The following is a 14839-nucleotide window of genomic DNA, read 5'->3' on the forward strand; positions in this document are numbered from 1 at the left end:
GGAGAGGAGAAAGTGAAAAAAAGCTCTAAGTTATGGCGAAATGTGATGATCGGTGCTGCGATCGGTGCTGCGATTTCGCTCTTTGATCGAGATGTGAGAGCATCACTATGGCAACATCGGACGGATGGCATACGCCAATTGCGCCAACGCATACAACAATATCGTCAATCGCTCGAATCATTGAGAGAAGATGTAATATTTACAGCAGAAAAAATAAAAGAAATAGCGGAAAAAACCCCTGAAATCATTGAGATATTAAAGGAGACGTACAGTTGGAATCCCCAAATGAAAAAGTGAAGGGGGAACAGTCCATGATGATTAATTTGACATTCATCCGTGAAATGGCGAGACGATTTCACGAGGATGAAATTCCTCGCTTATCAGCGGAGTTAGCGTATTTTTTTCTTCTTTCTCTATTCCCTTTTTTAATTTTCTTATTTACATTGTTGGCCTACCTTCCTTTGCCGCATGAGGATGTCTTGTCGTTAGTACGGCAATATGCGCCAGAGGAAGCGATCCATTTAATTGAGGCGAACATTCACAAAATTATGGATTACCAAAATGGAAAGCTTTTGTCCCTTAGTATTATTGGTGCGATTTGGTCAGCTTCTAATGGAATGAATGCGATTGTTCGCGCCTTTAATCGCGCTTACGATGTTGAAGAAAATCGGCCGTTTTTCATTGCGAGAGGCGTTTCGATATTACTTACGTTTGGCATGATTTTTGTCATCATTGTCGCATTATTGCTTCCCGTTTTCGGGAAAACGATAGGGCTGTTTTTGTTTTCTGAGTTTGGCTTTTCCCATACATTTTTAACAATTTGGAATGCGTTTCGCTGGGCGGTCAGTTTTGTTATTTTATTTATTGTGTTTACGGCTTTATATTATTTTGCCCCAAATAAGCGACTGTGCTATGCCGATGTCGTTCGCGGCGCTCTGTTTGCGACGATCGGTTGGATCATTACCTCGCTTGCTTTTTCCTATTACGTCGGTAATTTTGCGAATTATACCGCCATGTATGGAAGTCTTGGCGGCATGATTATTTTAATGGTTTGGTTTTACTTATCCGGAATGATTATTATTTTGGGCGGTGAAATGAACGCAATTTTCGATTGCGAGCGTAAGGGAAGAAAGCGAGAGCGTTAACATGTACAAACTTCCTTTCATAAGCAATGAGGAACAGGAGATAGTAATAACTGTAGGCCGTTTTATTCAAGATGAGGAGGGCTTCTGAATGACGAAGCGTACGAAAAAAGACGGTGGCACAAAGCAAAAAGGAAAAAATAAGCCAAAGCATAAAACAAGCAGCAGTGCCAACGGACAAAACGGATATCATTAAAAAAGAAAGGGCTGTCATATGTCGACAGCCCTTTTATTCAGCAATTTCTTCATAATGGTAATATGTCTGATTATAAATGTGTTCAATTTCGGCATCGGTCATGTAGACGAGCTGTTCCCGTGCGATTCCTTTCATTTTTTCAATAAAATCAATCATATTTTTCCGTTCCGCTCTACTCATTTGCCATCGCTCCTTTATTCTGTTTTAAAACAGTTTCTTTTTATCTTGCTTGTATTATATAACAGAACAGAAGAGCGGTCAACACCATTTTTGAAAAATAAGCAAAAAAATTGAGGTCATTTAGCAGCGACCTCGTGTTTCTTGTTATATAACAACATAATAAAAACAAAGAAAAGAAGAAAACTGATCGTAATAAAAAAGCTTCCATTTTGCTGATATTGCATAACTACTCCTGTAATAAAAGGACCACTCATGCTTCCAACGCTATAAAGAATGCCACATAGAAGGTTCCCAGTTGGCAATAGGTGCTTTGGAAGCAAGTCAGCCATATACGCAATCCCAAGCGAAAATAAGGAGCCGACAAACATTCCGGCAACAAAAAAGCAAGCAAATAAACCAATAAGTGAATGAACGAACAACCATGCGATTAGAAAGCTCGCACTGCCGATCAATAAAGCAAACGCAACAACGAATTTCCGTTGAAACCGATCGCTTAATAAGCCAAGCGGCAGTTGAAAGACGATACTCCCGATGGAAAAGGCGGGTAAAATGATAGAAACGTGCTGGATGGAAATGTGTTCCCTTAGGGCGTAAACGGGAAAAATTCCATGAATCGATGCTTCTAAAAATCCGTATGCCAATGGAAGTAATAAAGCGACCCATGCATATTGCCACACATTGAAAAAGCGGCGAAACGTATCAAAAAAGCGGGAGTGTTCTTCTTCTGTCTCCGGATGTTCATTTTTCAATAAAAACACGGTGAGCCATCCAACCAAGCTGAGCAACGATGACAATAAAAATGGCAATGCCTCGTTTATTTCTACGAGTGATGCCAACAGCGGCCCAACAGTAAATCCGATTCCAAAAAACAATCCATACAATGATAGGTTGCGACCGCGTCGATGAGGAGGAGAGAAATCCGTAATCCACGTTTGCGTCGCAAAATGAAGCATATGGTCGCCGATGCCGATCAGCAGCCGTAATAAAAACCAAAAGAAAAATGAATGCCATAGTGGAAATAAAGCGAGTGATAGTAGTACAATAAAACCACCCAGTATAATAATGAGGCGGTATCCATATTTTCGCAACGGCTTTTCCATCAAAGGCGAGATAAGTAATACCCCGATATATAACGATGTTGCATGTATCCCATTTACCGATGAGGAAACCCCGTTTTTCTCTAATAAAATGGAAATTAGAGGAAGGAGCGTTCCTTGAGACAAGCCGGAAATTGCAACAATACTGACTAAAATCCAAAACCGCATCATGCATACCCCGTTTTTCAAAAATACTATCTACCATAGTACATCGTCTCTGATTTGATGACAACAAAAAGAGGTGACACAAATGGAATTTACGATGAAAGAAGTAGGGTTTCAAACGACGTTGCCGTACGGAGAATTACATGTTGCTGGCGACGAAGCATACGGCTTTCGTCCTTATCAGCTGCTTGCCGCTTCCATTGCTGTGTGCAGCGGGGGCGTATTGCGAAAAGTATTAGAGAAAAAGCGGTTGCATGTGGAGGATATGACGATTCGTGCTGATGTCAAAAGAAACGAAGCAAAGGCGAATCGGATTGAAAAGGTTCATCTTCATTTTGTCATTCAAGGAAACGGGTTGCGTGAAGAACAGATAGCGAAATCGCTCGAGGTGGCGAGAAAAAATTGCCCGATGGTTCAATCTGTAGAGGGAAGCATTGAAGTAACGGAATCATTTGAGTTAGTCACAGATAGAAAGGTTGAATGCGGATGATAAACAAAGTGTTTTCGTTGATCGTGCTGATTGGTGTGCCGCTATCGGTCATAGGCGGGCTCCTTCATTGGCCGGCTGTGATCATGTTTGCTGTTTACTGCTTAACGATTATTGGATTAGCAAGCTATATGGGGAGAGCAACCGAAAGCTTAGCGATTGTCGCGGGTCCGCGCATTGGTGGTTTGTTGAATGCGACGTTTGGTAATGCTGTTGAATTGATTATTTCGATTTTTGCATTAAAAGCAGGGTTAGTCGAAGTCGTGCTCGCGTCACTGACAGGTTCTGTGCTCGGGAACTTATTGTTGGTGGCGGGATTATCCTTTTTTGTGGGAGGACTTAAGCATAAGCGTCAGGAATTTAACGTATACGACGCGCGTCATAACGCCGGATTGCTAACCTTTGCGATTTTGGTTGCTTTTGTGATTCCAGAAGTGTTTTCTATCCATATGTCAAAGGCGGAAACGTTATCGCTTAGCGTTGGCATTTCTATTATTATGATTGCTCTTTATTTGGCGGCTTTATATTTTAAACTTGTCAGCCATCGCGGGGTATACCAACATAAATCAGATGAAGTGGAAGAACACGAAGAACCGGAATGGACGAAAGGAAAATCGATTGCTATTCTAGCGCTCGCGACTGTAGCGGTTGCTTACATATCGGAGAAACTTGTTCATACATTTGAAACTGTGGCAGAATCGTTTGGCTGGAGTGAACTGTTTATTGGGATCATCATTGTCGCGATTGTCGGCAACGCAGCGGAGCATGCTTCCGCGGTCATTATGGCGTACAAAAATAAAATGAATGTAGCTGTGGAGATTGCGATCGGTTCGACGCTGCAAATTGCGATGTTCGTCGCTCCGGTGCTTGTGCTCGCGTCGCTTTTGTTTCCAACAAGAATGCCGCTCGTATTTTCACTGCCGGAATTAATTGCAATGGCCACTTCAGTGCTATTAACGATCGTACTTTCCAACGATGGAGATACGAACTGGTTTGAAGGAGCCACTCTGCTTGCTGCTTATACGATTATGGGCATTGGTTTTTACTTATTATAGAGAAGGAAGTTCATTTCAAAAAAGGGGACTCTGTGAAAAAAACAGAGTCCCTTTGTTATTTGGGCAAAACATGTATCAAATAGGAGGAAAAACATATAGATCTTCATGAAAAGAATGACTTACTAAATAATATAGCATACTACATTTATTTTATGAATATTCTGAACAAAAATAATAAATTTTTTCTTTATGGATAAACCGCCTTTTTTTGAAAAAAATAACGTTGAAAGCAGCTATGGAAAGGAGTGCACAAGATGAGAAAATGGAGTTTTTGCTGTCTCATTAGCGTATTTATTGTATATTCATTTGCTTTAGCCGCCGGCGCTGCTCCAAAACAGGCAGTCCCCAACTCGATTGTAGATATATCAAAGGAAAATACGTATCCAAATCCAACGCAAGACTTACCTTATTTACAGCCAAGCAAGTTTGCCAAACAACTCACTAACTCATCTAACGCAAAAATCGAAAATCCGGAGCTCATTCGCTTGTTAAACGAATCATCGGTTTCAAGTACACCATTTGCCATCGGGTATCGTGCGACCATTTATTTAGGACAGTGGCCGCTGAACTACCAATCATTAGAGACATCGACAAACTGGGAATACCAAAAAATAAATACAAACGTGTTGGACAACCGGGGCGGCAATGCGCCGCAAAAACTTTATTATAAGCAAGAAACACTAAAACATGTACGCGGCGGATTAACAGCCCAAGTTCCGAACGAAGAAGCAGTAAAAAAGATGATGTTGCTAAAGGCGATGAAAAAAACAAACTTGCCACTGGCGTTTAGTACCGTTGTGGGGATCGGAACAAAAAAAGACCAACCGTATCAAGTTCCTGTCAAAAAACTTGGATATTTGTATGCATATGCCCCAGCGGTAAACGAAAAAGGGAAAGTCACATATGGGGAAGTATACATCGTCTTAAAAGGGAACAAAAAGAAAATCGTTGTTAAAAATGTGACGACCCAAGGAGTCGGTGCATGGATTCCTGTACAAGATCGGCTTTCTTTCTCGTTTACCGTGAGCGACCAGCCTAGATAAAAACGTCAAGGGAGAACCTTGACGTTTTTACTTTGTAATGCGCGCTTTTCGTATAGTAAAGTCGATGTCTGGATAATAGCAGTTTTTGACAAGCACGTTCGGGCCGAGACATTGAACGGATGGACAATGACAGTTCAACTGTTTGGCAAGGCGAGAATTCATCCATTTTTCATACGCTTCTAGCAATGTATTGTGCTGAATGTTTCCGAGCGTCGGTTCATCACCGAAATCGGTGACGATAATATCGCCTGTAAAAATGTTCACATTTAAGCGGGATCGACCATCCGGATCATTGCGAACGGTCACGTTTTTACTTGAATATAAACGCTTCAATAAAGCCAAGTCTTCTTCGTTATCACTGCAAGGATAAAATGGAAGCGTTCCAAACAGCATCCATACGTTTTCGTCGCGAATATCGAGAAGATGATGAATCGCTTTCCGCAATTCGTCAAGACTTAACGTTTCTAGGGCGCTAGCAAAATCGCTCGGATACATCGGATGCACTTCATGACGCTTACAGTGCATCTCTTCAACGATTTGGCGATGAATTGCTTCTAAGTGTGGGAGAGTCCGTTTATTTAACATTGTTTCTGCTGATACAATCACTCCCATGCTCGCAAGTGCTTTGGCGTTTTCAATCATCCGTTCAAAATACTTCTCGCGCTGCGCGATGCTTGGCTTGCGCTCCATCATCGCAAATCCGCCCTCAACAAAATCTTCCATCGTTCCCCAGTTATGCGAAATATGAAGCACGTCTAAGTAAGGAATAATATTTTCATAACGTTCTAGCTCTAGTGTTAAATTTGAGTTGATTTGTGTACGCACTCCACGTTCATGGGCGTATTTTAATAGAGGAACAACGTATTCTTTTACCGATTTTAACGAAAGCATCGGTTCTCCGCCTGTAATGCTTAACGAGCGTAAGTGAGGAATTTCCTCCAGCCGTTGAATCAATAATTCAAGCGGTAACGCTTCCGGGTCTTTCGTTTGCAATGTATAACCGACAGCGCAATGTTCACAGCGCATATTGCATAACGTGGTTGTCGTAAACTCAATATTTGTTAACTCCAATTGGCCGTATTGCTCAATATCTAAATACGCTTCCCATGGGTCAAAAGACGGTGTAATCGGTTCGAGTGTAAGACGGTTCATATAAATCTCCTTTTCTCTGTAAATTCCTTGACCAACGTTAATTATGAAAAACGATATAGATGGTTGTCAATTTTTTAAGCAGCGATCGTTATCACAACCTACCACTAAACTATGGACTTGAATCTCGGAATATGTGCAAACACGCAAAGAAAAAATAGCAACAAACAGATTTTTATTTTTTCCAGCGCAATCCGTTTTCTTTAGTCACGAAAAAAGAGTATAATAAATAAGAAAATTATTCTAAATATTAATACATAAGACGACCAAAGGGGAAGGGGCGTTTAGTGTGGAAAAGTTTCAACAAAGCATGTATCAACTTATTGTAGAAACGTCAACGAAATTGCCAAAAGATGTGCGCCGGGCGATTGCACGTGCCAAAGCAAGAGAAAATGCCGGTACACGTGCAGAAATGGCGTTAACAACGATTGCTGGCAACATCAAAATGGCGGATGAAAACGTATCGCCGATTTGTCAAGATACAGGTCTTCCGACGTTTAAAATTAAAGTGCCGGTCGGCGTCAACCAAATTAAGATGAAAGAGGCGATCCACGCTGCAATTGCTCAAGCAACAAAAGACGGCAAACTTCGTCCGAACTCTGTTGATTCATTAACAGGAGAAAATAGCGGTGACAACCTTGGCGTCGGCGTGCCTGTCATCAAATTTGAACAATGGGAAAAAGACTATATTGATGTCCGTTTAATTTTGAAAGGCGGCGGCTGTGAAAATAAAAACATTCAATATAGCTTGCCTTGTGAGTTGGAAGGACTGGGACGAGCCGGCCGCGACTTAGACGGCATTCGCAAATGCATTTTACATGCGGTGTATCAAGCTCAAGGTCAAGGCTGTAGTGCCGGATTTATCGGGGTCGGTATTGGCGGAGACCGATCTTCCGGTTATGAATTAGCGAAAGAGCAGTTATTCCGTTCGGTTGATGATGTCAATCCTAACGAGCAACTTCGTCAGCTCGAAGAATACATTATGGAAAATGCAAACAAGCTTGGTATTGGAACGATGGGATTTGGCGGGGAAACGACATTGCTTGGCTGTAAAATCGGTGTTATGCATCGTATCCCGGCTAGCTTCTTCGTCTCCGTTGCATATAACTGTTGGGCATTCCGCCGTCTTGGTGTGAAAATCGATCCGGAGACAGGCGAGATTCAAGAATGGTTCTATCAAGAAGGAGAAGATGTCGATTTTGCTAGGGAGCTGGAAAAGGCAGAACAACCCGCAGCAGCACAGCTTGGCGATAAACGTGAAATTGTGTTGGAAGCGCCGCTTACAGAAGAACAAGTACGGAATCTCAAAGTCGGCGACGTTGTTCGCATTAACGGAATGATCTATACAGGCCGCGATGCCATTCATAAATATTTGATGGATCATGACGCTCCTGTCGATTTAAATGGACAAATTATTTACCACTGTGGGCCGGTCATGTTAAAAGATGAAAGCGGTAACTGGCAGGTCAAAGCGGCAGGTCCAACGACAAGCATTCGCGAGGAACCTTATCAAGGTGAAATTATGAAAAAATTCGGTGTCCGTGCTGTCATTGGGAAAGGTGGAATGGGTGCCAAAACGCTTGCAGCGTTAAAAGAACATGGCGGCGTATATTTGAATGCCATCGGCGGTGCGGCGCAATATTATGCCGACTGTATTAAATCCGTGGAAGGAGTTGATTTATTAGAATTCGGCATTCCGGAAGCGATGTGGCATTTAAAAGTAGAAAACTTTACCGCTGTCGTGACAATGGATTCACATGGCAACAGCCTGCATGAAGATGTGGAAAAGTCATCATTAGAGAAGCTGGCACAATTCAAAGAGCCGGTATTTAAATAATTAATCGCGAAAACCGCTAGCGCTTATCTGCTAGCGGTTTTTTGAAGGATAAGAAAATATAAAATTTGAACCTCCGGCTCCAGCAACCAATCAGTTTACTTCTTGAATCAACATCGGTGCAAAGTTTGCGCAAATAATGACGCTTAAGAGTTTTTGCGGTCAAATCAGTCTTCTTTGAAGTGCAAGCACTTTTTACGTGGAAAGAAAATTGGCTCATCGCGTGAGCCAGGATGATGACATTTCGCTGTTTGCTCACCGGACACGGGCAGTTTTTAAATGAAATTAGGGTATTTGTCTTTTTTTATGTAAAAAAATGGATTGATTAAACTGCCAATAAAAGAAAAACCTATTTTTAGCAACATGTTTAAGGGGGAGAACAATGAAGAAATGGATTGTTGTTGTATCATTATGTATGATGACCATATGTATCATCCTGCCTTATCAAGCAAACGCAATGTCCAACAAAGCGATTCACTGGGGGTTTAAGAGAAGCGAGAGTCATAAACCTCCTTCCGCCGGCAAAGAACTTGATGATTTACTGGCGAAATATGACGCGTTTTATTTAGGAAATCCGAATAAAAAAGAAATTTATTTAACATTTGATAACGGCTATGAAAACGGGTATACGGCGAAAATTTTAGACGTGTTAAAAGCCAAGCACGTGCCAGCGACGTTTTTTGTCACAGGGCATTATTTAGAAACCGCGCCGGATTTAGTGAAACGAATGGTAAAAGAAGGTCATATTGTCGGTAATCACTCGTGGCATCATCCCGATTTAACACAAGTCAGTGACGAAAAGCTGCGAAAAGAATTAGAATCTGTTCGTAAAAAAACAGAAGAGCTAACAGGACAAAAGGGGATGATGTACCTCCGTCCACCGCGGGGCATTTTTAGCGAGCGAACGATGGCGATTGCTCGGGATCTTGGATATTACCACGTATTTTGGTCGCTTGCATTCGTCGATTGGCATATCGATAAGCAAAAAGGATGGCAATATGCTTACGATAATATTGTGAAACAAATCCATCCAGGAGCGATTTTATTGCTTCATACCGTTTCAAAAGACAATGCCGATGCCTTAGCGAAAGTGATTGACGATTTGCGCAAACAAGGTTATACATTTAAAAGCCTCGATGATTTAATGATGGAAAAAATGATGCTTCATCCGTGGCTATTTACCCTTTGAATGTTTTGTTCAAAGGGTTTTGTTTGGCTTATAATAAAGGAAAAAAGGATGAAGATTGATGTGGCAAGAACGAATCGAAGTAGCTGCTCCATATAATTTTTCTCGCGCATTAGAACGCTTAGCGCTTGATCCGCTATCGCATGTTGATGTAGAGCAGCAGCAAATTACCGTTCCTCTTTATATTCGAGATATTCCTGTTGCGGTTTCTGTACAAAGTATCGGAACAAAGGATTCTCCGTGCTTTCTTGTGACGGCGGCACATTCTCCTTTAAAGGAAGAAATTCTAACGCGCATTTCGCATATTTTTCAATGGGACACACCGCTTACGCCGATTCACGCTCATTTCTTAAAAACAGAATTAAAACCGCTTTTTATCAAGCATGAAGGAACGCCGCTTATATTGGAATTTGATCTTTATTTTTGCCTAATGAAATGTCTTATTCATCAGCAGCTGAACTTAAAATTTGCGTATCGGCTTACCGAACGATTTGTGAAAACATTTGGAAGAGAAATTGACGGTATATGGTTTTATCCACGTCCCGAAGACATTGCCGCACTCAACTATGATGAGCTCAAAAAACTGCAATTCAGCGGGCGAAAAGCCGAATATATCATTGATACATCCAAACTCATTGCAGCAGGAAAAATCAAGTTAGACGAGTTGGCGAAGGCGAGCGATGAGGAAATAACGAAAACACTACTGCAGATTCGCGGCATCGGTCCGTGGACAGTGCAAAACTTTCTTTTATTCGGGCTCGGAAGACCGAATTTGTTTCCAAAAGCAGATATTGGTTTGCAGAGAGCATTGCAACAGCTTTTACATCTTAATGAGAAACCATCTACGGAACAGATGGAAGCGATAAGTAAAAAATGGGAGCCATATTTAAGTTATGCTTCTCTGTATTTGTGGAGAAGTATTGAATAGAGGAGTTGGAGATATGGACAAAGCGACAATTCACATCAAGAAAGGACAACAGTTTCCGCTGACGATTAAGCGCCTCGGCATTAACGGGGAAGGTGTCGGTTATTTTAAAAAGCAAGTGGTTTTTGTGCCGGGGGCGCTTCCGGGAGAAGAAGTAGTCGTGGAAGCAACGAACATTCATCGAAAATACGCAGAAGCGAAAATCAAAAAAATCCGGAAACGCTCGCCGTATCGCGTTACACCGCGTTGTCCCGTTTATGAACAATGTGGTGGCTGTCAACTTCAACATTTGGATTACGAATCCCAGCTTCGTGAAAAACGTGATATCGTTATTCAAGCGTTTGAGCGCCATTGCCGTCTTCCTATTGAAACGCTGCGGATTCAACCGACGATCGGCATGGACAACCCTTGGTATTATCGCAATAAAAGCCAGTTTCAAGTCGGAAAGAGAAAAGAAAACGTCATTGCCGGCCTTTATGGGCTTAATTCTCATCAATTAATTGATATATCGGAATGTTTTATTCAACATCAGGCAACGAATCGCGTCACCAATATCGTCAAAACGATTTTACAAGACTTGCGCATTCCGATTTACGATGAGAGGACACGAACCGGACTTGTGCGGACGATTGTCGCAAGAGTCGGCTTTCATACGGGAGATGTGCAGCTTGTACTGATCACAACGAAAAGAGAAATGCCGCGCAGAGAGCTATTCATCGCAGAAATAAAGCGCCGACTTCCGGAAGTCAAATCGATTGTGCAAAATATTAATGGAGAGAAAACATCTCTCATTTTCGGCAAAGAAACATTGTTGCTAGAAGGGGAAGAATACATTCAAGAAGTGCTAGGAGATTTATCGTTTGAGCTGTCAGCGCGAGCATTTTTTCAATTAAATCCGATTCAAACGGTGAAATTGTATGATGAAGTGAAACGAGCCGCAGCATTGACGGGGAACGAAAAGGTCGTCGATGCATACTGTGGAGTCGGGACGATCGGGCTTTGGCTTGCGAAAGAAGCGGGGGAAATTCGCGGAATGGATACGATTCCGGAAGCAATTGAAGATGCGAAGAAAAATGCGGAAAGACACGGGTTGACAAATACGATGTATGTGACGGGAAAGGCGGAAGTGCTGCTTCCTCAATGGATCAAAGCTGGGTGGAAGCCGGATGTTATCGTCGTCGACCCACCAAGAACCGGATGTGACGAACAATTATTAAAAACCATTCTTCAAGTAAAGCCCAAAACCGTCGTTTACGTCTCCTGCAATCCATCAAGCCTAGCACGAGACGTTGACACGTTATTGGAGCGATACACTATCGACTACATCCAGCCTGTCGACATGTTTCCACATACCGCCCATGTGGAGTGTGTGGCGAAATTACAGCTCATATTGTAACCAAAAAATAAACTGCTTTTCTCAGCTAAAATAAACACTCCGACTCGGACGGCCAAAAATCAATTTCCGAAATCCGGGTCGGATCTAGTTTAAATTCTCACCATATCAACAATTGGGAAATACCCCCGATCGAAAAAATTTATTATAAATCGAAAAAACTATGGAAATTCACGATATTTAGTTTGAGTAGATACCTATTTTGTGATTATGAATTTTTTTTTGCGATCAAGGAGTGGCTGAATCTGCCTAAACCGCTTGCTTTGTTATCTCCGTATGTGATGTTTGCTTGTATATTAACAGTTTGGTCATTGACGTGCGTCATAACAACATCAACTTAAAGAGCGAGAGCTTCATCTTTAGCCAAATCAGAAGTAAGTTGCTTGGAGAGTTAGCGCGATATATTCTGTTTCTAAACTTCCAACTATAGCTGTTCTACCGATTGTTGCCTCATGACTTACTAAGACATCACTCTCTATTGCAAATTCTTTTTGGGAATTTTTTTGATTGAACATAATAATGCAACTACTCCCATCTTCTGTATAGAACCGGCAGTAGTCCAAGCTATTTTCTAAATCTAGGATATCCCCCGCATCCGAGTGTTTTTAATCGCATAAATCGATACATAAGAGCGGCATGTCTGCCTTTCTGGGTATGCGGATTCATTTTAGAGCGGAGACAATCCATAAATTCGTAATCGCACGGACAAGATGGTATTCCTCGTTTTAGACAAAGGTCGTGTCTCATGCAGCAAGCATCTACATCGTTAATCGGTGCACCTGGTCCGCTACATCCTGGTCCGCACCATCTATATCCCGGAAAAATACAAAAACCCGGCGAATTCTTTCTCCTTGTTTTTCTGTACAAAATGTCACCTCCTAGAACATCTTTTTAATAAATTATGAAAAAATTTTTATAGTGAAATTCCAAAAGCCCTGATATATGTCAACTTGGTGCAACATCCTTTCAATATGCATATGAGAAATTCATAGCTGGCGAAAGAAAATGACCATTAACAGTAAAAAAGAAGCTACAACAATTTAGGCAAGCACTGTTAATCCTAATGAAAAATGCAATTTTAGATATAGAAAAATGGAAATATAGAAGTGACTGCTTTTTATTCTGAAAAGAAAAGTAACATCATCATAGTGATTTCCAACAATCGATTTTATTTCCGCCTGTTTTTCTTTGTATCGTTTCAGTTCTTTTAGGAGAAAGCCGATTATGTGGTTAATGACGCGCTGGGAAGCCCCTGTTTTAAAATCCTCAAATCGAAATCCACCTTCGGAGTAAATTAAGTTTCGCCGAATATGAGTTCGCGAGTTGGCAAAATCGATGTCTTGCCATTTAAGCCATAAAACCTCGCCTCGACGCATCACGGTATAAGCCGCAGTGAGAAAGAGCATATAGTATATGACATTTTCTAATTTAGCCAAATGTAATAAAAAATCGATTGAGTTTTTCCCGTGTCCATGTCACATATGCTCTCTTTCTTCCTTGGGGGATGTTCACTTTTATGATAGAAATAGAAGGGGATGATTTTATGGATGAGAAATTCATAAGTAGAAAATTAATAAACCTATAAAACAAAATAAAAAAGAGGGATTTTAGTAATATAAAGGATAAGCTGAAATTAGATATTTTATATTAGAAAATATACCGAATCAGACATGTCACAGCTTAGCCAGTCAATGTTGATCACTGCTCGTAGTTACTAATAAGTTTTAGAAACATTAGGCTTTGTTAAACGTTAATGTTGATTTTCGTTATTTTTATTGAACTAATAAACTACATTATTCTTGTAAAGATCCCAATGCTATCATCAAGAGAAGTTGGAGGGAATCTTGTGAATCAGACTTTCGACAAACAACCTGTTGCATTTGTTACAGGAGCTTCAAGCGGCTTTGGTTTGCTGACAAGTGTGGCACTTGCCAGCGAAGGCTATCGCGTGCTGGCTTCAATGAGAGACTTGGATAACAAAGGACGGCTGGAAGCAGCGGCTAAAGAAGCGGGTGTAACAGATCGGATTGAGATAATCCAATTGGATGTGACCGATTTTTCCGCCGCGGAAGCTGTGATTCAGGATGTGATTCACCGTTACGGACGAATTGATCTGTTGGTGAACAATGCGGGGTATGCAGCGGGCGGCTTCACGGAGGAACTTGCTGTTGAAGAATGGCGGCGGCAATTTGAAACCAATTTTTTCGGTTTGGTGGCAGTGACGAAAGCTGTTTTGCCGTCGATGAGGAAACGCAGAAGCGGCAAGATTGTGAATATAAGCAGTATTAGCGGACGGATCGGATTCCCCTCTATGGGACCTTATGTGGCATCCAAGTTTGCGGTGGAAGGATTCAGCGAGTCTTTGCGTATGGAGATGCTACCGTACGGCGTTCATGTAGTTTTGATTGAACCGGGATCCTATAAAACGGATATCTGGTCAAAGGGGATGGGAGCGGTAACGATCAATCCGAATTCTCCTTATGTTAAAGAGATGAAGGAAATTTTGAAATATGTCAACCAAGTTGCTGACACGGCACCTGCTCCGGATGAAGTGATCCAACAAATTGTGCAAGTAGCAAAGTCTCCCTATCCGAAATTGCGGTATCCGGTTGGCAAAGGCGTGAAGTTAGGAATTGTCTTGAAAAATGTACTGCCGTGGAAGTGGTGGGAGCGGATAGTGACAAAACGTTTTTGGAAGGGATCATGATGGAAAAAGATAGAGTGAAGAGCCGGAGTTTACGGTTCAGCAAAATTACAGTCCGACAATATTTTTTGTTACTTCACTAATGGGGTTCGATAGTTCAATTAACCGCTCTTATTATAGGCGGTTTTTCTTTTTGTCAAAAATCAACAAACGATAACAGAGCTAAACATTAAAAACATAGAATGTAATATTTCTCGTTTAAATGATGCCATACCATTGCTTGTGAGAAGTGTTGAGATTGCGGAATCACTAAAAGAATCAATCGATGTTGCTGTTTCTAAAA

Annotated in this window: 13 protein-coding genes; 10 read left to right on the forward strand and 3 right to left on the reverse strand. The window is 41.4% G+C overall.

Translation table 11 applies throughout. The features are described 5' to 3' along the window. Positions 1-12: 12 nt before the first annotated feature. Both HNR31_RS15900 and HNR31_RS15905 read left to right on the forward strand, forming a co-directional pair. Positions 13-297 carry a hypothetical protein gene (locus tag HNR31_RS15900; protein ID WP_181557169.1) on the forward strand — a complete coding sequence of 95 codons (285 nt, stop codon included), beginning with the start codon at positions 13-15 and terminating at the stop codon, positions 295-297. A gap of 14 nt (positions 298-311) precedes the next feature. Next, positions 312-1145 (forward strand): YihY/virulence factor BrkB family protein, encoded by an 834-nt coding sequence (locus tag HNR31_RS15905; RefSeq protein WP_181557170.1) that lies wholly within the window; start codon positions 312-314, stop codon positions 1143-1145. Between the two features lie 226 nt (positions 1146-1371). Here HNR31_RS15905 and HNR31_RS15910 read toward each other — a convergent pair whose 3' ends face one another. Next, positions 1372-1518, reverse strand: coding sequence for a BH0509 family protein (locus tag HNR31_RS15910; RefSeq protein WP_181557171.1), 147 nt, complete (start codon positions 1516-1518; stop codon positions 1372-1374). 116 nt (positions 1519-1634) lie between these two features. Then, the gene (locus tag HNR31_RS15915; protein WP_181557172.1) at positions 1635-2783 is read right to left on the reverse strand and encodes an MFS transporter; all 1149 of its coding nucleotides are present in this window, start codon (positions 2781-2783) and stop codon (positions 1635-1637) included. Positions 2784-2865: 82 nt separating this feature from the next. Here HNR31_RS15915 and HNR31_RS15920 point away from each other — a divergent pair, with 82 nt between their 5' ends. From HNR31_RS15920 to HNR31_RS15930, 3 genes are all read left to right on the forward strand, one after another. Next, positions 2866-3270 carry an OsmC family protein gene (locus tag HNR31_RS15920; RefSeq protein WP_181557173.1) on the forward strand — a complete coding sequence of 135 codons (405 nt, stop codon included), beginning with the start codon at positions 2866-2868 and terminating at the stop codon, positions 3268-3270. Then, positions 3267-4322 (forward strand): calcium/proton exchanger, encoded by a 1056-nt coding sequence (gene cax, locus HNR31_RS15925; RefSeq protein ID WP_373367383.1) that lies wholly within the window; start codon positions 3267-3269, stop codon positions 4320-4322. The genes HNR31_RS15920 and cax overlap by 4 nt, the downstream gene beginning before the upstream one ends. 254 nt (positions 4323-4576) lie before the next feature. After that, the gene (locus tag HNR31_RS15930) at positions 4577-5365 is read left to right on the forward strand and encodes a YfkD famly protein (protein ID WP_181557175.1); all 789 of its coding nucleotides are present in this window, start codon (positions 4577-4579) and stop codon (positions 5363-5365) included. 27 nt (positions 5366-5392) lie between these two features. Here HNR31_RS15930 and yfkAB read toward each other — a convergent pair whose 3' ends face one another. Continuing rightward, positions 5393-6517: a radical SAM/CxCxxxxC motif protein YfkAB gene (gene yfkAB, locus HNR31_RS15935; protein ID WP_181557176.1), complete on the reverse strand. Its 1125-nt coding sequence runs from the start codon at positions 6515-6517 to the stop codon at positions 5393-5395. Between the two features lie 286 nt (positions 6518-6803). Between yfkAB and HNR31_RS15940 the strand changes: the two genes are divergently transcribed. The 5 genes from HNR31_RS15940 to HNR31_RS15965 all read left to right on the forward strand — a co-directional run bounded on the left by HNR31_RS15940 (position 6804) and on the right by HNR31_RS15965 (position 14559). Next, positions 6804-8351 carry a fumarate hydratase gene (locus tag HNR31_RS15940; RefSeq protein ID WP_181557177.1) on the forward strand — a complete coding sequence of 516 codons (1548 nt, stop codon included), beginning with the start codon at positions 6804-6806 and terminating at the stop codon, positions 8349-8351. Between the two features lie 412 nt (positions 8352-8763). Then, positions 8764-9537, forward strand: a complete 774-nt coding sequence (gene pdaA / locus HNR31_RS15945; protein WP_373367384.1) for a delta-lactam-biosynthetic de-N-acetylase — start codon at positions 8764-8766, stop codon at positions 9535-9537. A 58-nt stretch (positions 9538-9595) separates the two neighbouring features. Further along, entirely contained in the window at positions 9596-10462 is an 867-nt protein-coding gene (locus tag HNR31_RS15950; RefSeq protein WP_181557179.1) for a DNA-3-methyladenine glycosylase family protein, read from the forward strand. A 13-nt stretch (positions 10463-10475) separates the two neighbouring features. Beyond that, the gene (rlmD, locus tag HNR31_RS15955; RefSeq protein WP_181557180.1) at positions 10476-11855 is read left to right on the forward strand and encodes a 23S rRNA (uracil(1939)-C(5))-methyltransferase RlmD; all 1380 of its coding nucleotides are present in this window, start codon (positions 10476-10478) and stop codon (positions 11853-11855) included. Between the two features lie 1843 nt (positions 11856-13698). Then, positions 13699-14559, forward strand: coding sequence for an oxidoreductase (locus tag HNR31_RS15965; protein ID WP_181557182.1), 861 nt, complete (start codon positions 13699-13701; stop codon positions 14557-14559). Positions 14560-14839: the final 280 nt, after the last annotated feature.

The sequence above is a fragment of the Thermaerobacillus caldiproteolyticus genome (genome assembly GCF_013761245.1).
Taxonomy (GTDB): Bacteria; Bacillota; Bacilli; order Bacillales; family Anoxybacillaceae; genus Thermaerobacillus; species Thermaerobacillus caldiproteolyticus.